Origin of the sequence: Methylobacterium sp. PvP105 (genome assembly GCF_017876975.1) — a bacterium.
Taxonomy (GTDB): Bacteria; Pseudomonadota; Alphaproteobacteria; order Rhizobiales; family Beijerinckiaceae; genus Methylobacterium; species Methylobacterium radiotolerans.
Window position 1 is genome coordinate 2,128,674 of sequence record NZ_JAGIPA010000001.1, and the last position, 23,014, is coordinate 2,151,687.

Below are 23,014 nucleotides of genomic sequence, written 5' to 3' on the forward strand. Positions count from 1 at the left end.
TCAGACCGCCTTCGGCAGGTCGGCGGCGGTGATCACCTTGAGTTCCGGCACCGGAACGATGAAGGCGCCGCCGTTCTCGAGGTAGCGGCGCTCGCGCGCCAGGAACTCGTCGATGAAGTTCCAGGCGAGCACCAGGTAGGCGTCGGGCGCGGGCACGCTGCCCTCCTCGACGATCGGGATGCGGGCGCCAGGAATCAGGCGGCCGAACTTCAGCGGATTCTTCTCGGCCGCGTACTGGACCAGCCGCGGGCCGATGCCGAAGGCGTTGAGCAGCGTCGCGCCCTTGGCCGGGGCACCGTAGGCGTGGACCGTCTTCCCCTCGGCGTGCATGCGCTCCAGCAGGTCGAGCAGCGCCGCCTGCAGGCGGCGGACGTTCTCGGCGAAGCCGACATAGGTCTCGAACTTGTCGTAGCCGCGGGCCTCCTCGTCGGCGCGCATGCGCTTGACCGTGTCGCTGACCGGATGGGCGCCGGGGAAGCCGACATGCGCCTCGAGGGAACCACCATGGACCGGGACGACGCTGACGTCGAAGACCTCGAGGCCGTGGCGCGCGAACAGCTGCTCCAGGGAGCGGAGCGTGTAGTAGCACAGGTGCTCGTGGTAGATCTGATCGAAGGCGGTGTTCTCGATCATGCCGCCCAGGTAGATCGCCTGCACGACGAAGACGCCGTCCGGCTTGAGCAGCGTGACGATGCCCTTCACAACGCTGTGCAGCTCCTCCAGGTGGAAGAAGACGCCGGCGGCGGTGATCAGGCTCGCCGGCCCGTCCTGCGTGCGGACGATCTCGGCGGTCTCGGCGTTGAAGAAGCGGTTCAGCGTCGGCACGCCGGCGGCGCGGGCCAGTTCCACCACGTTCGAGGCGGGCTCGACGCCGCAGCGGCGCAGGCCGAAGGGCTCGTACTGCCGCAGCCACGTGCCGTCGTTGCTGCCGATGTCGACGACGAAGTCCTCTGGCCCGAGGCCGTACCGCTCCACGAGACGGGCCGCCGTCTGGCGGAAATGCTCCACCAGCGTCTTCGTCGTGCCCGAGACGTAGGGGTAGTCGCTGAACATGCTCTCCTTCGGGATCGTGTGATCGATCTGGACGAGCGTGCAGTCGTGGCAGAAGCCGGCGCGCAGGGGAAAATGCGGCTCGCGGCGGTCCGCGAGTTCCGGCGGGATCAGGCGGTTGCAGTGCGGCTGATCGGTCAGGTCGAGAAACAGCTCGACATCGCGTCCATCGCAGACGCGGCATGCCATGGCGAGTTTCGTTCCCGTCATCCTACGACCTGTGACATCCGCGGCGCGAGGCTCTACGACCCCGCGAGGCTTATCGGCTGAGCCAGGGCAGCGCAACGCGCGGTCGCAGCTCGATCGAAGTCAGAGCCGAAAGACGAGACAGTTTTGCCATCGCGCATGTCCCTCAGCGGCGAAGATCCACAATGACCGTGGGGGGATATCCGCAAGCACAAACCCCCGGTCCGCAGAGAGCAATGATCTCGACACCGAGTTGGACAGTCCGCAAATCCCACCACGTCATGAAGGATCGCTGGCTCGGTCTTCGTGCCGACGACTGCGTGACGCCGTCGGGTCACATCGTCGATCCCTATTACGTGCTCGAGACGCCGGACATCGCCCTCGTGCTGGGCATCGACGCGGCCGATCACGTCATCCTCGTACGCCAGTACCGTCACGCCTATGGCGGCCCGAGCCTGGAGCTTCCGGGCGGGGCCATCGACCCCGCCGACCCCGATATCCTCGCGGCCGCAGAGCGCGAGATGCGCGAGGAAACTGGCTACATCTTCGCGGATGCCGAGCACGTGGTCACCCTGAATGCGGATCCGGCCCGCTACGCCAACCGCATGCATCTCGTCCGCGCGCGCGTGACAGCGGCCGGGCCGGCGCAGCCGGATCCCGGCGAGGACATCGCCGTCGTGCGCGTACCGCGGGCCGAGGCCTTAAAGCTCGCCCAGTCGGGCGCCATCGTCGGAGCTGTGCACGCCGCCATGATCCTGATCGGCCTATCCGGCACCGGATGAGCGCCGTCACCGGATTGTGGATCGAGCGATCGAACCGCTGACAAGACCGGCGCGTTCCGCCAATACGATTAATTGTCGGTTAAAGAGCGGATCCAAGCGTGCCCGAGTACGACATCCAGATCGTCGCTCCGCGAGATCGGAAAGCCGCGGACGCGGAGCGCGAGACTCCGCCCAAGCGCAAGCTCGACTGGGATCGCGCCATGCGCGAGGCCGCGGAAGCGGAACTCTCGATCCAGTCGCACGACTGAGCGTGCCGGACGGCGAAGCGCGCCCCGGCGAGGGCCCACCCCTCCTGGGTCCCTTCCTACCCCGTCAGCGCGACCTCTCGCAGGAAGGCGAGCAGGTCGTCCGACCTGAAGTGGTGCACGGCGAGCCCCGCCGCACGGCCGGCGGCGAGATCCGTCTCCTGATCGCCGACCAGGAAGCTGCGCGCGCAGTCGATGTCCCAATGGGCCATCAGGTCGAGGATCATGCCGGGCTCGGGCTTTCGCCATCCGTGGACCGCCCTGTAGGCCTCGACCGTCCCGTCCGGATGATAGGGGCAGTAGCGGAGATCATCGATATGCGCGCCGGCCTCGCGCAGATCGTCCCGCATCCAGGCGGTCAGACGGGCGACGTCGGCCTCGGTGTAGAAGCCGCGGGCGACCCCCGCTTGGTTCGTGATGACGAACACGAAGTAGCCGGCATCATTCAGCGCGCGGACGGCATCGCGCGCGCCCGCCATCCACTGGAACCGGTCCACGGAACCGACATATCCGTGGTCGTGATTGAGAACGCCGTCCCGATCGAGAAAAGCGGCGGGCCTCTTCCGACGGGCCGGGATCTCTTCCTGGGCGCGGGCGTAGCTCTCGGGCACGCCGATATCGAGGAAGTAGCCGTCGTGGACCACGCCCACCACGCGGCCCTCGGCGACCAGCGCGGGCAGGACGTCCCGTTCCAGTGAGCAGGCCGGCGGCAGGCCGGTCAGCGCGTCGCGGCGCACCAAGTAGACGCCGGCGTTGACGAGACCGGGACCCGGCTCAGGCGGCCGCTCGAGGAAGGCTGTGATCCGGACGCCGTCGAGGAGCGCGACGCCGTAACGCGCGGCGTCCGGCACCCGACGGAGCGACAGGACCATCGCCGCATCGGGGTGACGCGCCGCCATAGCGGGCAAGGACAGTAGGTTCACGTCGAACCACGAGTCGCCGTTCAGCAGGAGAAAGGTCTCGTCGGCCTCGGGAAGGACGTGCACGACGGCGCCCCCGGTCCCGGCCTGCTCCGGCTCGACCGAGACCCGCAGCGTCATGCCGAAGCGTCGCGCGACCGGGTTGTCGGCGGCGTAGGCGCGGATCTTCTCGCTGTGGAACGAGGCCAGCAGCACGATCTCGGTGAAGCCGTGGCGGCCGAGCTCGAACAACAGCAAGTCCAGGAACGGCTCCCCAGCCACGGGGAGCAGCGGCTTGGGCATCGCCGAGGTCAGCGCGCCGAGGCGCGTGCCGAAGCCGCCGCACAGGATCATGGCTTGCCGGACGGGGCCTCCACCCTTCCACTCTGGCTCGGTCACAGGCCGTCCCTCACGCTGCCGTCCCGCGCGGGAACAGGCTTTCCTCGACGAGGCCGCAGACGATGTGCGCGGCGGTGATGTGGATCTGCTGGATCAGCGGTGTGGCGTCCGACGGCGCGTGCAGGCAGACATCCGCCCGCTCGGGCATCGCCCCGCCCGTCGCGCCCGTGAAGGCGACGACCCGCAAACCCAGGCCGCGGGCCGCGTCCATCGCCTTCAGCACGCTCGGCGACCGCCCCGACGTGGAGAGCGCGAGCAGGACATCGCCCGGCCGCCCGAGGGCCAGAACCTGCCGCTCGAACACGTGCTCGTAGCCGTAATCGTTGCCGATCGCGGTGATCACCGAGGTGTCGGTGGTCAGCGCCACGGCCGCGGCCGGCGCCCGGTCGTAGTTGAGCCGCGAGACGAACTCGCCCGCGATGTGCTGCGCGTCGGCGGCACTGCCGCCGTTGCCGATCGTCAAGAGCTTGCCGCCGCCGCGCAGGGACGCGGTCACGAGATCGGCGGTCTCGGCGAGGGTCGCGTGGAAGCGGGAATCGTCGAGGGCGGCCTGGAAGGTGTCACGGGTCCGCGTGAGAAAATCGACGATCGCGCTCATGATCACCTCGGTCCGTTCCCGCGTCGGCCGCCGTGTCGGGCGGACCGGCGGCGCGTTCGCTGCAGGCCGCCCATCCCGATCAGACGTTGGCGAACCGCGAGTTGCGGATCATCCGGAAGCCCTTGATCAGTTCCTTGATGCCCCGGTCGAGGTCGAAATCGGGGAACCAGCCGGTCGCCTCCAGCTTCTCGTTGGACACGATGTAGTCGCGCTTGTCCGGGTCCTCGCCGATCGGGGCCTCGACGTAGACGAAGTTCGGAACGTGCGCCTTGATGCGCTCGCAGAGCTCCAGCTTCGACAGGTTGGCGCTCGACAGGCCGAGATTGTACGCCTCGCCGCGCATCCGGTCGAAATTGTCCATCGCGTGGATGAAGCCTTTGGCGACGTCGCGGATGTGGATGTAGTTGCGCTTGAAGTGGCCCTCGAAGACCAGGAGCGCCCGGTCGGTCACGGCCCGGTGCGTGAAGTCGTTGACGAGGAGGTCGAGCCGCATGCGCGGCGCCATGCCGAACACCGTCGCGAGACGCAGGCTGACGCCGCGCCCGCTGTCGAGCACGGCCTTCTCGGCCTCCACCTTGGTGGTGCCGTAGAGCGAGATCGGCCGCAGGGGTGAGTCCTCGGTGCAGAACTTGCCGGCCTCGCCGACGCCGTAGCCCGAGTTGGTCGTCGGGTAGACGATCCTCTGGTCGCCGCCCGCGCGCTGCGCCAGCGCCACCACGGCGTCGCGGTTGAGCGTCGTAGCGCCGATCGCGTCCTCCTTGCACAGGGGCGCGCCGACCAGGGCGGCGAGGGGGATCAGCACGTCGTGCTTCGAGATCAGCTCGTCCAGGATGCGCGTGTCGCGCGCGTCACCCTTGATCGGCTCGAACGTGTCGTACTGGCAGGCCGAGAACAGGTCCGGGGCGCCGGACTTGAACGTGTCGAGCACCGTCACGTGATGCCCGCGCTCCAGAAGCATCGGCACCAGGATCGTCCCGATGTAGCCCGCGCCGCCGGTGATCAGAATTCGCATCGTTGCCTCTCGTCGCGATGGGTCCGCGGCCCGGCTGCAGCCGGGCTGGGGCCTGTGAGGACGCCGCTCAGCGCGTCTGGCGATAGATCAGGGTGGACCCGTCGACGTCGATGCCGATCGGAACGACGGACAGCGGCGCGACCCGCTCGATCAGGGCCGGAAGCCGATCGGGATCGATCAGAGCGAGGAAGAAGCCGCCCCCGCCCGCGCCGCACAGCTTCGCCCCGTAAGCCCCCGACGCGGTGATCGCTTCGAACAGATCGTCGAGCACCGCGTTCGAGACCTCACGCGACAGGGTCCGCTTGATGCGCCACGAGGCGGAGAGCATCTCGCCGAGCTGCGCGAGCCAGCCGCTCGTCCCCGCTTCGAGCAGAGAGACGCATTCCTCGACGAGGCGGTAGAGTTCGGACAATTCCTTGTCGATCGCGCGCGCGCGCGTCACGGCGATCTGCGCGGCGACCGTCGTCGTCGCGCGCCGCGCGATGCCCGTATGGACCAGCACCATCGACGCGTTGAGTTGCTGAATGGCGGCAGAACTCATCTGAACGGGCGAGATCCGTATGGCGGAGCCGCTAAAATCGAACCGGTTGATCCCGCCGAAGGCGGCGTGGAGCTGGTCCTGCACGCCGACGTTCTCGCGCAGGATCTCGCGCTCAACGTGTATCGCCTTCTTCGCGAGTTCGATCTTCGTCGGTTTCTGATTTTGAATCGCGTATATCGTTCTCAGAAATCCCACGGTGAACGCTGAGGACGAGCCAAGACCGCTACCTGCCGCGGGCAAATCGGAGATGATGCTCATATCGAGCCGTCGGTTGACGTCGAAATATTTGAGCACCTCCCGCACCACCGGATGCTCGATCTCGTCGATGTGCCCGCAGTGCTCGACGCGGGAATAGCTCAATCTATAATTATAATCCTGACACCCTATCAAATCCAGCGCGGCTATGATGATGTACTTATCAATAGCGGCGCCGACAACCGCTCCAGGCGCCCGCTCAAAATATTCCGGGTAATCTGTGCCGCCGCCGAACAAGCTTATTCGAAGCGGCGTCCGAGTCACGGTCAGCATGAAGGTATTCCGCCGCTCCTATCCGCCCAGGCAGATCTCAGACGCACAGCCCCCACGCGACAGGCGACAGCGCTCGATCTATCGACCCATATCTCGACTCTATCAACACATTCTTGTGCGCGGGAGACATATTTTAGCGCTCTATCGAATACGGCCTCGCGACGCCTCATATTGTCAAAGATGATTCAATCACATGTATTGACCTACACATAACGAACATAGGCGACTCTGGATTAATTCAGCGACGCACGGAATTCCTCTGAACTGATGACGGTCCCCAGAAGTTGCCTTCGGGAGATCTTTCCCGCATTCAGCTGGGCAGACCAATGCCGCAGCGCATCGTCCTCCGCGTCCCGTCCCAGAACGATACGGTACAGATCCATCACGAACGGCATGGTGTGCTTCCCCGACTGCTGCTGATCGAAGGCACCGGATTGGATGTACTCGACAAGCAACAGCGAACGGCTTCGCCCGCGCGGCGAGCTTGTGATCACGTCGCAGATCGCGCGGCTCAATTGAGGGGGCCACTCGTCGAGGTTCTGGCGCAGAAAGGAGGCCACGTTCCCAATCGCCTCAATCTCATCGACCGCCACGAGGTGCCCCAGTCGCCGCGTTTCGGCGACACGCTCCGACAAGGCAATCGTCAAACTGACCACGTTCGAGAGATCGAGACCCTGCGAATGCATCCTGACCACAGCCGAAACTTGGAGGTGAGCTCGTAGGACTCAATGCTGGAATCATGGTTAAGAGAGGGTAAACGGTATTGCGCATAGGCGGGTGCGGCGCCTCCGTGAAGGATCCCGTGCGCGAGCCCGGCTCCCGTCACGGGACGTTGTGATGCACGGCGTTTCGCGGCATCAGTGATCGATTCCAACTCAATCGACACTGACGGAACCGCCGTGAGCAGCCTGAGATTCGGTACGAGTGGCTTGAGGGGTCTGGTGACGGACCTCGTCGGAGGGCCGGCCTACGCCTATGCCAGCGCGTTCTTCCGCTCCATGTCGGGCGAAGCCCCCCGGGCAGTCGTGATCGGGCGGGACCTGCGCGACAGTAGCCCGAGCATCGCCGCGACGGTGGCGGATGCCGCTGCGGCAACGGGCTTCACGGCGATCGAATGCGGCGCCCTCCCGACACCGGCCCTCGCCCTCGAGGCGATGCGGCGCGGCGCCTGGGCAGTCATGATCACGGGAAGCCACATCCCGGAGGATCGCAACGGACTCAAATTCTACCGGCCCGACGGAGAGATCACGAAGGCGGACGAGGCGGCAATCTTGGCCGCTCTGGACCGCGGCGCACACGCCGGCGTGTCGGCGGAACGGACCTCTGCCACACCCGAACCCCGCGCCCTGGCCCGCTACCAGCACCGCTATATCGACGCATTCCCGTCCGAGATGCTGGCTGGCCTACGCATCGCGGTCTACCAGCAGAGTTCCGTCGCCCGCGATCTCCTGGCCGATCTGCTCACCGGCTTCGGCGCACAGGTCACGACGATTGGCCGGTCCGAGACTTTCGTGCCCATCGACACCGAGGCACATCGGCCCGAGGATATCGCGTTCATTCGTGACGCGATGGCCTCGGGCGATTTCGACGCGCTCGTGACCACCGATGGCGACGCCGACCGGCCTCTCATCGCCGATGAGGCGGGCCGGATCGTGCGAGGCGATGTGCTCGGCCTGATTACGGCACGCTTCCTCGGGGCCGACGCGGTCGTGGTGCCCGTGACGGCCGGTTCGGCGCTGGAGCGTTCCGGCGGCTTCAAGCAGGTCCTGCGCACGAGAGTGGGCTCGCCCTACGTCATCGCCGGCATGGAACAGGTGCGGCGCTCCGGTGCGGCCATCGTGGCGGGCTTCGAGGCGAATGGCGGCTTCCTGCTCGGCTCGGACATCACACGCGACGGCAGGACCCTCCCGGCCCTGCCGACGCGCGATGCCATGCTGCCGATCCTGGCGACACTGGCCGCGACGCGCGCGGCCGGCACCTCGCTGGCCGACCTCGTGACCTCCCTCGATGCGGGGGAGATGGCGAGCGACCGGCTCCCCAACACGCCGTCCGAACGGAGCAGCGCCTTCCTGGGCCGCTTGCGCGAGGAGGCCTTCCGGGTGTCGTTCCTCCGACCGATCGGAGCGCCGGGATCCATCGACGAGCAGGATGGAATTCGGATCGAGCTGGACGGCGGGCGGACGATCCACTTCCGGGCTTCCGGCAACGCGCCGGAGTTGCGCTGCTACGCTGAGGCCAAGTCGGTGACCGAGGCTCAGGATCTCGTGCGATGGGGCCTCGCGGCAGCCGCCACCGCCATGGCCGAAGCGAGCTAGAGAACAGGGATTGCCGTGCCATCTCGATAACCGATCCACCTCGGTGGCTGTGATCACGTAAGGCCGCTGTCGCTTGACGCCGACGTGTCACCAACCGCGTTCCGAACCCGTCCCCTCCCGGGCCTGTTGAGCTACCGAATGCCGAAGAATCTCGCTCACGACATTGACACGAAGTTCATTCGCCAGATCCAGCAGCAACAGATCGAACTGTCGCTGCTGCGGGCCGAACGCGACAGCGCCGTGCGCGACCGCGATCTGGCCCAGGCGCGGTCCGAAGGCCATACGAAGCTAATCGACGCCTTGTTGGAGAGCCTTCGTCCCTACGGGTTCAGCCGTAAAGGGTTCCTGTCCGCTATTCGTAGGGCGGCCCAGACCATCCCCGATCACGGCGTTGATTCGGTTCAGCACACGGTCCTGTTCGACGGCTCAAATCGGATCCTACAGACGCGGTACGGCGCCTCGATCCACCCGTTCAAGACCCGGCCCCATCGATCCCAAGTAACAGGTTGAGCAGAGAGCCATGGATGTCGAGCTCCTGACGGTGTTCAATGCACTGGTCAATCTCAGGGACAATCTGGAATCGCCGCCGCATATCGTGAGCTCGGAGCTCGATTTCCTGTCATTTGCGGCGAAGAGAGCGCCCCTTTCCAACGCGCAGCTTCTACAGGATCTTTGGGCGCTGTACGAATTGAATGAGAAGCGGAACGGATATTTCGTCGAATTTGGTGCCTGCGATGGTATAAGCCTGAGCAACACGCTTCTTCTCGAGAAGGCCTATGGCTGGCAGGGCGCTCTCGCCGAGCCTGCCCGCGCTTGGCATGCGGCATTGTATGATAATCGCAACTGCTACATCACTGACAAGTGCGTTCACAAGACCAATGGCGTCGAAGTCTTGTTCAATGAGGTTGATATCGGCGAGCTGTCCGGGATGGATGAATTTGCAGCAGGCGATTTTCATTCCCAATTTCGCCAAGATAGGCGACAATACCCAGTCCAGACAATCTCGCTGGACCGTTTTCTATCGGAGGCGCGGGCGCCGAAGCAGATCGACTACATGAGCATCGATGTGGAGGGCGGCGAGTTCGACGTCCTGGAGAGCTTCGATTTTACAAGCTACGACATCGCGCTAATAAGCGTCGAACACAATTTTTCCGACAGCCGCGACAAGATATATGGCCTTCTGACCGGACTCGGCTATCGCCGCCGATTCCAGCAACTCTCTCTGTTCGATGATTGGTACGTCCGACCTGATCTGGTCGCAGCATCGACCTAACGGAGCCGGCATGTCAGCACAGACCGCGATCGAGATCCTGGACTCGATGTTCGACCTTTTCAAGCAGATGGGCAGCGGGATCGCACTCGACTTGCAGTGGCTAGAGATCGCCCAGCGCCTTCACCGTGTACGCGCCGAAGCGACATGGTCGGGCGATTTGGATTTTGTCGCCACCAAGCTGAAGGCTCAAGCTGCCTATTATGCGGCGGCCTACAGGCAGCCCGACGGGTCCGAGCATATGCGGCGACTCAACGCCGAGAGGCTCGAGGAGGTTGTCAAATGCTACTCGATCCTACGCGCACATCTTGAGCAACAAATTCCCTTAGCTCAGCATGCCTGAAACGTACGATTTAAATCGTAAATTGAGGTTGGTCGTAAGTCGATCAAAGCCGGCGAAATTAGGATGAGAAAATACGTTTGGCGCAAGCCAGCATAATGTGATAGATGCGCGCCAAATTTAACGGCGGCCTATCAATGTCAAATATTTGGGCACAGGCGATTTCAGCAAATTGATCGTTTAGTATAAGCATTCCAATTTTTCCACGCTAGCTATCAAAATCTCATGATTATCCTTGGTGCATAGGCAGAACCCAGCCAACCTTACATCGACCCTGAAATTGAAATCAGCTCCGTGGCTGGGAACGCTGCCTGCCTCGCGGACTATCCGGCGGAGTAGGCAGGCCTGCGCATGAGCTCGCGGTAGAGCAGTTGAAAAATTAGCCCTCTCCGTCACCAAAAACGGCGCCGCGAGGTTGAAGACCGACGCGGAGCGATCTTTGGTCGATGGTCCGACCAGAACTGTGTACATCACCTGCGCAAATCTCAGCACGCGCGAGGACGATGCAATCGAACCCGAATAGTGCAGCGTCGCTAACCGACCACAGTGCATCTTCCAAAGCACAGTCCATGGCTCATCCGAGCGATTGCTTGAGCTTCGGCCTAAACCCGAGGCTGCAAGCGTTGCATTCTATCACAGCCAGGACGATCTGGCCGAGACCATCCGGGTTTTCTCCCGCCGCTACAGCCGCATAACTGGCGTGGTCCGCCCCTTTATCGAAGCGCATTACACATGGATTCTGAAATCAAACTCAGAAGTGGCTCGGGGAAGGATGCCTAGCGTGGTCGCCATTTGTGGCCTCTCCTGATCGAGCCGCCTCAGCTTGGATGTATCCAAGGACCGTCATTAGTCCAGCGGGCAGGCCCGGAGTGATTGCCTCCCACAACGCGGATCTTTCGGCGGCATCAAGGTTCATGTCGGGAATGAGAAGAAGCTCACCGCTCTCTGCACAATGCTCAACGGCGACGATCCTACCATCGGTCAGCGCATCGATCCCGATCGCGATAGCGTTGAGGGCGTCATCAACCTTAGCTCGGGCCTCCGCCATGATCCCTTCTCTTTCGGCTGCCATCCCAGCAACGAACCGAGTGATCTTCTCCTCCGCGATTTCCAGCCGTCTCTCGCGGGCATCCAGAACTGCCCGCTCTTCGGCGAGATCCTGCGCCGCTATGGCCTTGGCCTCGTCGCGAGCCGCATCTACCAGCCGGCCGTAACGCTCTGGATCGAGGTGCCTGGCGGGCTGATCGACCTTGCGCGTGCCGCGACAAAGCATGCGATCTAGAGTCTTGGCGGCGTGAGCTGCCCAAGAGGTCTGAAGCGCGCCGAACGCGGTTGGGTCGTTAGGATGTAAAACACGGTGCGCCTCGAGTGCGGCCGTCACCGACACGATGGTGACATCATCTTTGAACCGATTCAGCTTTGCAGCGCGGGTCGGCGCGGCCACGATGTCCACGACCCCGCCGCCCTTCTCATCGAGGTCCTGCCGCCAGGCCACGACGCAGGGTCTCCCCCCTCCAAGTGCTCGCTGGACCCATTCCACAGCTTGATGCGCCAACTGAACGTTCCGCGTATTTTGGGGATCGTGCAATTCGCCGACTTCAGTGATCCAGCCGGGGCTGACGCTCACAAGGATGTGGAGGCCGATCGGCGCGCGTCCGTATAGTCGGGCTCCGTTCGCTTTGAGGAAGCCTTCGAGCGCCGTTGAGAGATCCAGCGGATTCTCCGCATAGTCCGATCCCGAGCGGTTGAGCGGCGTTCGCGCCGGGTCCACACGCTGCTTGCTGCTGGGATCAAACCGCAGACCGTGCGACGCGATGCGGGCTAGCTCGCTGCGGTTTCTGATACGTTCGACACGGACACACGTGAAATGTGTCATGGTTCGCGCCCCCTGGCCTGTTCGTTTCTCTAGCTTGGCCAGGTGCGACGAAAATCGCGATGGTCCTGATGAGTCGTAACCTCGAGGGTGGGCGTCGGACCTCGTTCATGAGCACCTCATGCTTGGAGGGATCGCTCCTGGGCAACATCTCCTGTCCGATGCGAAGCGGAAAAATTTTATCCGAATCCCGAGCAGGTTCAGGGATAGGTCCAGGACCCACTAGGGGACCTAGTTGAGCGCCATGTCCGAGGTTACGCCGATCTAAATTTTTCGCTTCCGATTTTCATCGCCGTCAGCGCCTATCCTCCCGGCATACCGCGAGGTCCCAACTATGGCTGCCGGAACCTTCAATTTGAAGCGCTTCTTCGTTGCGAAGGCAGCGGCGTTGCAGGAGGCGTCCCGCATTCTGAGTCCACGCGGAGAGGGCGCCCAAGCTTCGATCCCCATTCTTGGCGACACCATTGGATATGCCGCTGATCTCGACGCGCGGGTTCATGAGGCTCGGACCGTGACCACGAATGGCGTCGTCAAGCGATTGCCGGCCCACATGAAGGTCGCAACTGTCGATATCGGCCCGGCGCTCGACGCCAGCACGGGAGGCGAACTATCGCCATCCACGATTCGCGCCTCGATCCTGGCACAACACGGGGAAGCCGCCCGTGCGGCGATCCTCCACCGTGATGGGCCAGAACCTATCGTCGTAGTCATGCTGGAACCTGAGGATCAACAGTTCCGTGCACGCCGAGCATTCGATCCCTTGTGGCGTGAGACTTCCGTAAAGGTCGGTGTTTCCGGCAGCGCAGTTTCGCAGGCTGGCGACGTCGGGGATAAAGTGTCTCAAGGGATGATCCGAGGCGACTCAAGCGAATCTGAAGAAAACATCTCGATATCAGTTATAATCGTTAATGATGACAAAAATTCAACAGGAATATATAAAAACTACAGTCTCGATAACTGCGCAAGAAAATCGCAACCTATTCAGTACGGCGGAATGCACGATCATTGCACAGTCATGGCTCATGCAGTTGACAGAATAGAACCGGAGAGCGATGTACCCTCTCCGGCAATCGATCATGTTAATCTACTGTCGCACAGCGAGAGTTTCGCGCGCATTGACAACAGCCTCGACCAAGCGAATCAGTCGCCTGACCGAGCCGCCTCGCCAGGATCGTCGAAGCAACGCGATCTCCTCGCCGTCGAGCGGCGCAATGAAGGCGGGAGCGAGCTCGTGATCGGCCGCGATTCCTGCCAGGATCGGTTCAAGCAGAGCATCGAGATCTGCGTGGCTCGGGGCCGGCATTTCCAACACGCGCAGGCGATCAAGCAGAGGGGCGGGCAAGTTGCCAATCTCATTACCAGTGGCCAGCCACGAGACACGGCTGATATCAGTCTCCGTCTGGAAACAAGGGTCTTGGTAGGTTCGGGCGGTCTCCGGTTCGAGCATCGAAAGCAGGGCATCCCAGAGCCTACCGTGATCCGAACGGGTCGCGGATTTCTCCAATTCATCGATCTGCATCAGGGGGTTGGCACTACCGGTCCGAGCTACCGCCATGATCGGATGCGCCGGTTCCGATGTCGCCCAACGGCGGTCGAGGCCACCCAGCGATGCGCCGGCGTCGCGTGTCGCATCGACTCGCCACAACCCCAGGCCGAGATGGAAGGCAATCCTGGCGATGAGGCGGGTCTTGCCGGCTCCCGGCGGGCCGATCAGCAGGGTTGGCCGGAACGTAGTGTACTCACGTCCGATCAGGTCGGCCAGAAGCCTGTCGATCGTAACCTGAGCGTAAGGAAATTCGAAGACGAGCCGCGTGCGCACGGCTGCGAGATCCGGCACGGCGACCAGCGGGAGCGCCTTGCCGATGACGTGCTCGTAGCCGCGGGCGATGGAGCGGCCGCGGTCGCTCCCGGTTTCCTGAATTGCCGGAACGACGAGGACGTGGCCTTTGGGCACCTCCGCGGGTGGGGCATCGGCGTCCGGCAGATGTGGCGTGGTGTCGACGGCCGCCGCCTTCTCGCGCCGGAGCGCCTCGCTTTTTTTGACGAGTTGAGCCTCGATCTTCTTCCATCTGCGCCGCTCCCGCGTCGCCGCCCTGTCTGCGACGGGTCGTGTCAAGACCTCCCCAACGGGCACGAGCGCATGGACAAGTGCCACGTCGCTGGCGAAGGCATCATCGGCGCCACAGGCCAAGGCGGCAGCAGCGGCGATGGCGCTGCTCGTCTTCTCGGAGAACGTCAGAAGCGCGTCCGTGAGCGCGTCGTGCCAAGCTGCCTGCAGCGCGACAGCGAGATCGGTCGCCCCGATGATGTCCGAATCGGCACCCTGTTCGGCGACGCGTCCGATAGTGAGGCGCGTCTGCGCCTCGGCCAGCGCTGCAAACCCTTTCCGGAGGTCGAGAACCGCTTCGCGTTCCAGCCACAGGGGCTGGGCCAAGCGCGCTGCAGCTCTGCGATCATCGCCGGCGCAGGACAACAGCGTCGCGACATCGGCCAACGCCCGCGCCACCGGCTGATCGTGCTCCACGGCCCACACGTCGAGGAACCGGATCAGAGCGGATCGTCGGGCTATCCATCGACGGTCACGCCACAAGCCGCCTTCCGAAGTGGCCGCCCCGATCCAGGCGGAGACCAGCGCCTCGGCATCGGGGGCGAGGGTGGTGATCTCGAGGGCGAGCTCGGAGCAAGCAGAAGCCACACGCAGATCCTGAGTGAGGCAGGCGCGCAGGCGGCGCGGAAGCATCGGTTCGAGCAGGCGACGTGCCGCCTCGGAGTCGATCTGCAGGGCAGGCGGGGTCGAAGAGAATGCCATCGGCTTCCTCCCCTTCAGTGGGCGACGCCGGCGCGGTCGGAACCGCGGCGCGGAACGGAGCACCAAGCATGGGCGAGGCAGAGCACCTCGAGATCAGCCCGGCGTCGAGCGCGCCGCCCGAGTACGTGCACGAGCAGATCGATGCAGGAGGCGTCACCTCGTACGGCGCAGAGGCAGATCGCCGACATCGCCGGATCGAGGCGCCCAGGAAAGGCGATGGCCTCGGCGAGGACGTTGAGGGCGATATGGATCGCAGCCGCCGGATCGCCCCGGCAAGCAGCGGACCAGTCGGGGGACGGCAGGGGCTGCGTGGCATTCAGGGCAGCGGACAGGCGGCACTGCGCCGCCATATCGAGCGCCTCAGGGGCGAGGACGCGCCACCAGGACAGCGGCAGCGAGAGTTTGGCCGCGTCAGTTGTGCCGGAGAGATGGGCATCGGGGTCACGAGCGAGTGTCATTGAGACAGACCTGGAGAGCGCGACGGCGCGCAGGCGCACGGTGCGGGATTGATGGAGAGCGAGATGGACGCATCAGGTCGCGGCCGCGACCTGATGCCAGCGTGGTGCGGTCAGGGTGCGAGCGGCCCGGGCGGGTGCAGGTGTTTGACGTTCTCAGGACCGGCGAGGCTCGCCAACGCCATCGTCAGAAGGTCCGGCACAGCCGCGCGCAATCGGGCTTGAAGCGCCGCCGTGACAGTCTCGAGCGCGGCCAAGACCGGGGTCGCGAACAGCTGATCTATGGCCGGTCCGCTCACCGTAAGGTCATCGCCGTACCCGGCCCGTCCATAGACGTCGATCAGCACCGCGCGGATTTGCGCGACCTCATAGCCGAGTGAAGCTAGAAACGAGCGGCCCTGGACCTGCGCGCACCGCAGCACCCATTCGACTTGGTGTATTTTCCTAGCCTCATTTTTTCCGGAGCCTCTCTTGACCTCGGCGATGATGGCTCGACTCTCTTTCCGGTCGACCACGATTAGGTCGAGGAATACCGACTGCGCGACGGCGCCCGCGAGTTCGATCGAGGTCTGATTGAGCTGGGCGACGCTGCTGGCGCGGACGAGTTCCTGGGTCGGAACGGTGATCGGCATCGCGACGTTGCGCAGCACGAGGTAGCGCCCGCTTCGCTCCAGGACGTCCGTAATCGTCGCCTCGATGAGGGACCCGTGCCTCTTGACCATGGAGGCCAGCACGGATCCGAGCTGCGACAAGCCTGGTCCGAGCAGGGGATCGGGCACGAAGGTCGCCCGGAACGCGCCGTCGAGCGCGGCCTGGGCCGCGGCCATCAGTTCGGGTGCGCAGATCTGCGGGATCGCGGGCTGGACGTGGCCGCAGCCGAGGGCCGCGGCGCTCCCGAGCGGGACGGTGATTCGGCTGGTCGGCGCGGATCCAGGCTGCCCACGTGCAGATAGCCGCTGTCGGCCGCCGCGCTGGGCGGCGGGGTGGGGGACGACGATGGTCATGGATGGTTTACCGTCCAGGCGACGCCAACCCGCGCGCCCTTCACCGAATGGCGGGGCGGCGAACGGGCTCGTTTTTCGCAGCCTCAGGCCTGCGGTGACGAGGGCGTCAGGATTGCGGGATAGCGAGGGGATGCTGAGGCACGGCGTATCGCGTGCCAGCGCGCCTTCAGGCGATCAGGCCGGTTTTCGGGACGGGGAGTGGGACTGCCCGGATTTCATGCATCGGGCCAGTTTCGTCGGCGCGATAACGCCGGTAGGGAAGGTCTCAGCCATGGTCGGTATCCTTGTCCGATACGGATTGTGGTCAGGCCGGCGCTCGGTGCTGCTAACACCGGTGCCGGCCGCTCCCTGCTAAAGAGCGGCGCGGCGTGTGCGGGTGGTCTGCCAGGGACAAACTTGGCGTGGATCGGCGCCTTTGAGAAGGCCGCAGATGCGGCAATATGGTCTTGAGGAAGTCCTTCCTGTCGCGATCGTTAACGGAAGCCTGGCGACCTTTTCCTTGTTGCGGGTGAGCGCTTCACATCGCATGATCGCCTGACGGCCGGGTGGCCGGTTGTGGCCAGCAGATTCTTGCACACTGCACTGATCTTACCGATCCACACAGATCAACGTGGCGACATTTGCCTGTGTGATCACATCAGAGACACAGCGGATGCCATGCTGGATCGCCGCGGGATGATCGTGAGCGGGTATGTGGCGAACCTCTAAGTACAACCGCATTGAAGAAATGCACGTGTTCCGGTCAGGGCAGAGCGGCTATGTGCCCATCGGCCTCTTGGTCTTCGAAGGTGGTTCCTCACGGCGGCTCGGTCGTTTTGCCTATAGCTCCGACTATCTAACTTCAGAAGGACGCAAGCCGATTGACCCCATTGGCCTGCCGCTAAAAAATAAGTGGCGGCCTGCGACCGTGGGAGAGGTCCATCTCGCCTTTCACGATGCAGGCCCTGACGGTTGGGGCAAGGGAATCCTGACCCACGCATATCCGGAACTGGAACTCGGCATGCCGGAGTTTCTGGCTTTGGGCGGCTCGTCGCGTACGGGCGATCTGGCCTTCGGCTCAACGCCGGAGGCTCCTGAAAGGTGGACACCCAGAACGGACGCGGCGCCTGGGTTAGCTCAAAGCGAGGGCGTTCTCGAAGAAATGCTCATCGCAGCAGAAAACTATGAAGGAGGCGAAGCGTCAGCGGATCAACTCGCTAAGCTACTCATGCATAGCTCAGACATTGGAGGAGCTCGACCGAAGGCCCGCATCCGGATTTCAGACAAGGAATGGATCGCAAAATTCTCCACATGGGACGATAGGTTCGACAATCCCAGGGCTGAAGCGGTTTGTCTGGATTTTGCTGAGGCCGCAGGACTTCGAGTCCCAGAGCGCGAACTGCATGTCGTCAACGGTCGGTCGGTTCTCTTGATATCGCGGTTCGACCGGTCCTCGGATGGGGCTCGGTTGTCTTACCTCAGCGCCGGCACTCTGCTGAGTGAACCCGCCTATGGATATGCTACAAGCAAAACCTACCTGGACATCGCATCTGCCGCGCGCCAGATCGGTGCTCAGGATCCGGAACGTGAGATGTTCCGCAGGCTCCTGGTTAACGCCTATCTGCGGAACACCGATGATCATTTACGCAACCACGCCTTAATCAACGATGGGACCGGCTGGCGACTCTCACCGGTATTCGATGTTGTACCGCATCCCTCGGGCACCAAACATGTCTGCGCCCCAGCTCCCGGTATGAGTCGAGAGTGCAACCCGAGCATCGCATTCGCGAGCTATCCCAAATTTGGCCTCTCCGCTGCCGAAGCCACATCGATTCTCGTTGAAATTCATGAAGCAACCTCACGCATCCCGGATTTTTTAGACGCCCGAGGGGTATCTCGACGGGACCAGGAAATGCTCTTGGCATGCTTCGGCTTGCTGCCCAGACCCATCACGTCCTAGCGAAACTCCGGTTGCGAATCAGTGCCGCCTCCTTGAAATTGATCTCATTCGACGGAACGCTTTCAACCTAGAGAGGAAAAAATTGCGTCAAATAAACATACCGCAAACATTAGAGTCCGATTCGCATCTCTACCAAAAATTTAATTTCGACAATAAGGTCAGTTCAAATCACGCCCGAATCTGCCCAGGTAGTGACATGTCGTATTTTCGATTCATATTTCTAACATTAGAATTTATCCCGCGATTAGAAATCTCACCCGATTGGACCGATAAATAACCAATTTGACAAAGCCTCAAGCAAACGTGCAAATTTCCTAAATTAAATCATTGGCTTACAACAGGACAATATCTGATTACTGCGTGACTCTTGATCTCAGTCGAACCGCGAATAATAGACTATGCACGGAGTTAAATTTGCCGGTAGCGCCGGCGTCCGCAATCCTTCAAATCAGGCGGCCCGCGTGCCGGCCACGTCCCGCCCGTGCGCCTGATCCATGATCTCGCCGATCCGCTCGCCCACGGCGACGGCGATCTCCACCGAGGCCGCCCCTTCCGAACCCTGCCGGCAGATCCGGGTCAGGACGTCGGTCACGCGCTGCTCCATGACGCCGAGGATCGCCGCGGCCGCCTGGGGCTGGGCGCCGCGCAGGACCGCCGCGAGGTCGCAATAGGCGTCGTGAAGAAGCTGGAGCGTCAGCCGCTCGACAGCCTGTTCATCCTCCGCCGACAAGGCCCGCATCACGCCCCTCTCCAACGTCCCGCGCTCGACGCCAGAGCCAGCCTTGACCCGATGCGTTAACAAGGCGTGAAGATCGCCGGCAGCCGGCAGGGATCGGCTAACCCATCCGCGAGTCGCGAAGATGCCCCCTCGCTCGCGAGGGGAATGGAACTTGGCGGGGACCCAGTGGGTCAACGCGGCAGGATCCCTCAGCGCGAGAGCTTTTCCATGCGCCGCCTCATCGCCACGCTCACCGCCGCGAGCCTCGGTCTCGCCGCGACCGCCGCGACACCCGCCCTGGCCCAGGTGCAGCAGAACAACCCCAACGCCGCCAACCGATCCATGGAGACGGGCGGCCAGATGCGCGCCCTGCGCCAGGAGCAGACGAGCCAGAGCAACACGCTGCGGATGGACATCCAGCGGAACCAGGCGGCGACGCCCGCCCCGAATACCGGACCGAACACCGTCGGCCCGACCGGGGGCACCGGCGTCATCGGCCGCTGAGCGGGCAGGCCGCGCCGGCCTACACGTCCGGCAGGGGTCGCCCCTTCACCACCACCCGCGGCCAGCGCTCCAGGCCGATCGGCATCAGCACGGCGATCTGCGGCGGCACCGCGGTGCCGCCGAGCAGGCTCTCGAGGGAGATCCGGCAGGCCTCCTCGAGCTCGCCGCGCGTGCGCGCGCCGGAGGTCTTGATGTCGGCGATCAGGAGCGCCGCGATCTCGTGGGCAAAGGCGTCGCCGTCCAACATGCCGGACTCCCGCTCCGTGTCGGGCCAGCATAGGCCCCCGCGGATCGTCCGGGCATCAGCACAGAATTGCGTATCCACATACCGATTGCGGATACGTTGTCGCGCTCCGATCGCGGTCACGGGTCGGCCACCGCGCGTCGGCGCGCCCCGGAGCCGCCGGGCCGTCGCCCGGCGGGGGGCGTGGGCCGGGCGAAGGGCAGGCGCAGGCCGGCGACCGCGGGGTAGATTGCCGGCAACACCACCAGGGTGAGCAGGGTCGCCGAGATCAGGCCGCCGATCACCACGGTGGCGAGCGGCCGCTGCACCTCGGCGCCCGCGCTGGTGGACAGCGCCATCGGCAGGAAGCCCAGGGCCGCCACCAGGGCCGTCATCATCACCGGGCGCAGCCGCATCTCGGCCGCCCGCGTCGCCGCCTCCCGGGGTCCGAGGCCGGACGCCTCCAGGTCCCGGATGTAGCTCGTCAGCACGACGCCGTTCAGGATCGCGATGCCGAAGGTCGCGATGAAGCCGATCGCCGCCGAGATGGAGAACGGCATGTCGCGGAGCGTCAGGGCCAGGATGCCGCCGGTGGCCGCCACCGGCACGTTGAGGAAGATCAGCCCGGCGAGGCGGATGTCGCCAAACATCACCACCAGCAGGACCAGGATCGCCGCGAGCGCGGCGGGCACCACCACGGTCAGCCGGGCGGTCGCCTCCTGGAGGTTCTGGAACTGCCCGCTCCAGACCAGCGAGTAGCGCGGCGGCAGCTTGACCTGCTGGTCGACGGCGGCCTTGGCCGCGTCGACGAAGCTCTGGACGTCCCGGCCGCGGACATTCGCCTGCACGGAGATCCGCCGCTGCAGGCGCTCGCGGCTGATCTGCGCCGGGCCGGAGGCCACGTCCACGCTGGCGACCATCGACAGCGGCACCATCATGCGGCTGCCCGATTCCCGGCCCGGATCGCCGGTGCCGGACCGGCCGACCGGCAGGGCGCGGATCCGCTCGAGGTCGCTGCGGTCGGCCGGGTCGAGCCGCACCACGATCTCGGTGATCGAGTTGTCGTCGCCGTAGACGACGCCGCTGGTCCGCCCGCCGATACTCTCGACCATGTCGAGCACGTCCGAGACGTTGATGCCGTAGCGGGCCGCCTTGGCGCGGTCGACCTGGATCGTGAGCGCCGGCATGCCGGCCTGCGCCTCGGCCTTCACGTCCGCCGCCCCGTCGACCCCGGAGACCGTGCGCACGATGGCGTCGGCCGTGTCCTTGAGGGTCTTCAGGTCGTCGCCGTAGAGGCTGATCGCCACGTCGCCGCGCACGCCCTCCAGCAGGTCGTCCATGCGCATCTGGATCGGCTGGGAGAAGCTGTAGGCCACTCCCGGCACCTCCTCCTTGAGGCGCCTGTCGAACGCCGCCACGAGGCCCTCCTGCGTCTCGGCGGTCTTCCACGTGGCCGGATCGGTGAGAGTGATGAAGCTGTCGGTCGATTCGACGCCCATCGGGTCGGTCGGGATCTCGGCGCTGCCGGTGAGCGAGACGACGCGCTTCACCTCCGGAAACGATTTCAGCACCCGCTCGATGCGGGTCACCGTGGCGAGCGAGGCCGAGAGATCGATGCCCGGCAACTTCTCGGAGGTGACGACGATCGAGCCCTCCGAGAGCTTCGGCAGGAACTCGCCGCCGAGCCGGGTCGCCAGCACGCAGGAGCCCGCGAAGAGGGCGAGCGTCGCCAGCACCGTCACGGAGGCGTGCCGCTCGGCGGCCTTCAGCATCGGCGTGTAGGCGGCCCGCACCCAGCGGACGAGGCGCGTCTCGCGCTCGCCGACACCCCGGCCCGAGAGGAAGATCGCGGCGAGCGCCGGCATCAGCGTCATGGTGACGATGAGCGAGCCCGACAGGGCCAGGATCACGGTCAGCGCCATCGGCACGAACATCTTGCCGGCCACGCCCTCCAGCGCGAGGATCGGCACGTAGACCAGGATGATGATCGCCACCGCGAACATCACGGGCTTGGCCACCTCGGCGGCGGCGTCGCGGATCAGGTCCGCGGGCGGGCGGTCCGGGCGCTCGCCGCGGGCGCGCAGGACGTTCTCGACCATCACCACCGCGCCGTCGACGATCAGGCCGAAATCGATGGCGCCGAGGCTCATCAGGTTGCCCGACAGGCCGAGCAGCCGCATGCCGGCGAAGGCCATCAGCATCGCGAGCGGGATCGCGGCCGCCACGATCAGCCCGGCGCGGAGGTTGCCCAGCAGCAGCAGCAGGACGACGATGACGAGCACCGCGCCCTCGAGGAGGTTGTGCTCGACGGTGCGGATCGTGCGGTCCACGAGCGCGCTGCGGTCGTAGTAGGGCACGATCTCCATGCCCGGCGGCAATTGTGGGCGCAGGTCGTCGATCGTCTTCTTGACCTGCCCGACCACCGCGCTGGCATTCTCCCCGAGCTGCATCAGCGCGATGCCCACGACCGTCTCGCCCTGCGCGTCGTGCGTCACGGCCCCGAGCCGGACCTTCGGCGCCTCCACCACCTGTCCCAGCGTCCCGAGCGTCACCGGCACGCCGCCCGGGCCGGTGGCGACCACGATGTCGGCGATGTCCTCCGGCCCCTTGGCGAGGCCGAGGCCGCGGATCGTCTCCTGCTGGTCGTTGTGCTCGATATAGGCGCCCCCGCGGGCGGCGTTGTTGTCGGTCAGCGCCGTGAAGACCTGGGCGAGGCCGACGCCGTAGCGGCGGAGCGCGTCGGCCGAGACCCGGACCTCGTAGGTCGGCATCTGGCCGCCGTAGATGTTGACGTCGGCGATGCCGGGGGTGAGCTTCAGCTTCGGCGCGATCGTCCATTGCAGGGTGCGGCGGAGCTGCATCGGCGTGTAGGCGGGCCCGCGCAGCTCGAACTGGTAGATCTCGCCGAGGCCGGTCGCCATCGGGCCCATCTGCGGGTCGCCGATGCCTGCCGGCATCATGCCCTTGGCCGCCGGCAGGCGCTGGAACACCTGACTGCGCGCCTCGGTGATCGACATCCCGTCCGCGAAGGTGACGTAGACCGCCGAGACCCCGGCCCGCGAGGTCGAGCGGATCCCGGTCAGGCCCGGCGCCCCCGCCATGGCGTTCTCCACCGGGAAGGTGACGAGCCGCTCGACCTCCAGCGCGCCGAGCCCCGGTGACAGGGTCAGGATCATCACCTGCTTGGGCGAGATATCCGGCACCGCGTCGATCGACAGGCCTTCGAGGTTGGCCACACCCCCCGCCGCGGCGGTGAGCGCGATCATCAGGACCAGGAACCGGCGACGGACCAGGAGGGCGAACCACGACCGCATCGGGGGCCTC

21 protein-coding genes are annotated in these 23,014 nt (G+C 64.7%); 9 read left to right on the top strand and 12 right to left on the bottom strand.

The genetic code is table 11. The features are described from left to right. On the bottom strand, nt 1-1,239 hold the full coding sequence (locus J3A75_RS10155; RefSeq protein WP_209650140.1) for a class I SAM-dependent methyltransferase: 1,239 nt from the start codon (nt 1,237-1,239) through the stop codon (nt 1-3). A 278-nt stretch (nt 1,240-1,517) separates the two neighbouring features. Between J3A75_RS10155 and J3A75_RS10160 the strand changes: the two genes are divergently transcribed. Continuing rightward, the gene (locus J3A75_RS10160; protein ID WP_209650141.1) at nt 1,518-2,018 is read left to right on the top strand and encodes an NUDIX hydrolase; all 501 of its coding nucleotides are present in this window, start codon (nt 1,518-1,520) and stop codon (nt 2,016-2,018) included. Between the two features lie 98 nt (nt 2,019-2,116). Next, the gene (locus J3A75_RS10165) at nt 2,117-2,266 is read left to right on the top strand and encodes a hypothetical protein (RefSeq protein WP_209650142.1); all 150 of its coding nucleotides are present in this window, start codon (nt 2,117-2,119) and stop codon (nt 2,264-2,266) included. A 56-nt stretch (nt 2,267-2,322) separates the two neighbouring features. Here J3A75_RS10165 and J3A75_RS10170 read toward each other — a convergent pair whose 3' ends face one another. The 5 genes from J3A75_RS10170 to J3A75_RS10190 all read right to left on the bottom strand — a co-directional run bounded on the left by J3A75_RS10170 (nt 2,323) and on the right by J3A75_RS10190 (nt 6,926). After that, nucleotides 2,323-3,561 (bottom strand): HAD-IIIA family hydrolase, encoded by a 1,239-nt coding sequence (locus tag J3A75_RS10170; RefSeq protein WP_245295916.1) that lies wholly within the window; start codon nt 3,559-3,561, stop codon nt 2,323-2,325. A gap of 10 nt (nt 3,562-3,571) precedes the next feature. Then, a complete protein-coding gene (locus J3A75_RS10175; protein ID WP_071000651.1) occupies nt 3,572-4,159 on the bottom strand; it encodes a D-sedoheptulose 7-phosphate isomerase in 588 nt (195 codons plus the stop codon). A gap of 79 nt (nt 4,160-4,238) precedes the next feature. Continuing rightward, complete coding sequence (locus J3A75_RS10180) at nt 4,239-5,171, bottom strand: NAD-dependent epimerase/dehydratase family protein (RefSeq protein WP_029360390.1); 933 nt, start codon at nt 5,169-5,171, stop codon at nt 4,239-4,241. Nucleotides 5,172-5,238: 67 nt separating this feature from the next. Continuing rightward, the gene (locus J3A75_RS10185; protein ID WP_026605183.1) at nt 5,239-6,240 is read right to left on the bottom strand and encodes a GHMP kinase; all 1,002 of its coding nucleotides are present in this window, start codon (nt 6,238-6,240) and stop codon (nt 5,239-5,241) included. A gap of 233 nt (nt 6,241-6,473) precedes the next feature. Then, on the bottom strand, nt 6,474-6,926 hold the full coding sequence (locus J3A75_RS10190; protein WP_041372277.1) for a DUF4214 domain-containing protein: 453 nt from the start codon (nt 6,924-6,926) through the stop codon (nt 6,474-6,476). A 213-nt stretch (nt 6,927-7,139) separates the two neighbouring features. Between J3A75_RS10190 and J3A75_RS10195 the strand changes: the two genes are divergently transcribed. From J3A75_RS10195 to J3A75_RS10210, 4 genes are all read left to right on the top strand, one after another. Continuing rightward, entirely contained in the window at nt 7,140-8,555 is a 1,416-nt protein-coding gene (locus J3A75_RS10195) for a phosphomannomutase (RefSeq protein WP_058607234.1), read from the top strand. A 138-nt stretch (nt 8,556-8,693) separates the two neighbouring features. Continuing rightward, the gene (locus tag J3A75_RS10200; RefSeq protein ID WP_043073384.1) at nt 8,694-9,065 is read left to right on the top strand and encodes a hypothetical protein; all 372 of its coding nucleotides are present in this window, start codon (nt 8,694-8,696) and stop codon (nt 9,063-9,065) included. A 10-nt stretch (nt 9,066-9,075) separates the two neighbouring features. Further along, entirely contained in the window at nt 9,076-9,828 is a 753-nt protein-coding gene (locus J3A75_RS10205; RefSeq protein ID WP_070998934.1) for an FkbM family methyltransferase, read from the top strand. A 10-nt stretch (nt 9,829-9,838) separates the two neighbouring features. Beyond that, a complete protein-coding gene (locus J3A75_RS10210; RefSeq protein ID WP_058607236.1) occupies nt 9,839-10,168 on the top strand; it encodes a hypothetical protein in 330 nt (109 codons plus the stop codon). Nucleotides 10,169-10,916: 748 nt separating this feature from the next. On the opposite strand, the gene J3A75_RS10215 is transcribed toward J3A75_RS10210, so the two are convergent. Beyond that, nucleotides 10,917-12,041: a hypothetical protein gene (locus tag J3A75_RS10215; protein WP_127991313.1), complete on the bottom strand. Its 1,125-nt coding sequence runs from the start codon at nt 12,039-12,041 to the stop codon at nt 10,917-10,919. Nucleotides 12,042-13,122: 1,081 nt separating this feature from the next. Then, nucleotides 13,123-14,847: an AAA family ATPase gene (locus J3A75_RS36465; RefSeq protein ID WP_234741538.1), complete on the bottom strand. Its 1,725-nt coding sequence runs from the start codon at nt 14,845-14,847 to the stop codon at nt 13,123-13,125. A 68-nt stretch (nt 14,848-14,915) separates the two neighbouring features. Here J3A75_RS36465 and J3A75_RS10225 point away from each other — a divergent pair, with 68 nt between their 5' ends. Next, nucleotides 14,916-15,308, top strand: a complete 393-nt coding sequence (locus J3A75_RS10225) for a hypothetical protein (RefSeq protein WP_139215670.1) — start codon at nt 14,916-14,918, stop codon at nt 15,306-15,308. Between the two features lie 107 nt (nt 15,309-15,415). Here J3A75_RS10225 and J3A75_RS10230 read toward each other — a convergent pair whose 3' ends face one another. Next, the gene (locus J3A75_RS10230; RefSeq protein WP_042675632.1) at nt 15,416-16,306 is read right to left on the bottom strand and encodes a hypothetical protein; all 891 of its coding nucleotides are present in this window, start codon (nt 16,304-16,306) and stop codon (nt 15,416-15,418) included. A 691-nt stretch (nt 16,307-16,997) separates the two neighbouring features. Here J3A75_RS10230 and J3A75_RS10235 point away from each other — a divergent pair. Next, nucleotides 16,998-18,245 (top strand): type II toxin-antitoxin system HipA family toxin, encoded by a 1,248-nt coding sequence (locus J3A75_RS10235; protein ID WP_083374306.1) that lies wholly within the window; start codon nt 16,998-17,000, stop codon nt 18,243-18,245. Between the two features lie 448 nt (nt 18,246-18,693). Here J3A75_RS10235 and J3A75_RS10240 read toward each other — a convergent pair whose 3' ends face one another. Next, a complete protein-coding gene (locus J3A75_RS10240) occupies nt 18,694-18,984 on the bottom strand; it encodes a hypothetical protein (RefSeq protein ID WP_029360403.1) in 291 nt (96 codons plus the stop codon). Between the two features lie 207 nt (nt 18,985-19,191). Here J3A75_RS10240 and J3A75_RS10245 point away from each other — a divergent pair, with 207 nt between their 5' ends. Then, nucleotides 19,192-19,467, top strand: a complete 276-nt coding sequence (locus tag J3A75_RS10245) for a hypothetical protein (protein WP_058607239.1) — start codon at nt 19,192-19,194, stop codon at nt 19,465-19,467. A gap of 19 nt (nt 19,468-19,486) precedes the next feature. Here the strand turns inward: J3A75_RS10245 and J3A75_RS10250 are convergent, their stop codons facing one another. Then, on the bottom strand, nt 19,487-19,714 hold the full coding sequence (locus J3A75_RS10250; RefSeq protein ID WP_029360406.1) for a hypothetical protein: 228 nt from the start codon (nt 19,712-19,714) through the stop codon (nt 19,487-19,489). 116 nt (nt 19,715-19,830) lie between these two features. Then, the gene (locus J3A75_RS10255; RefSeq protein WP_209650143.1) at nt 19,831-23,004 is read right to left on the bottom strand and encodes an efflux RND transporter permease subunit; all 3,174 of its coding nucleotides are present in this window, start codon (nt 23,002-23,004) and stop codon (nt 19,831-19,833) included. Between the last annotated feature and the right edge of the window lie 10 nt (nt 23,005-23,014).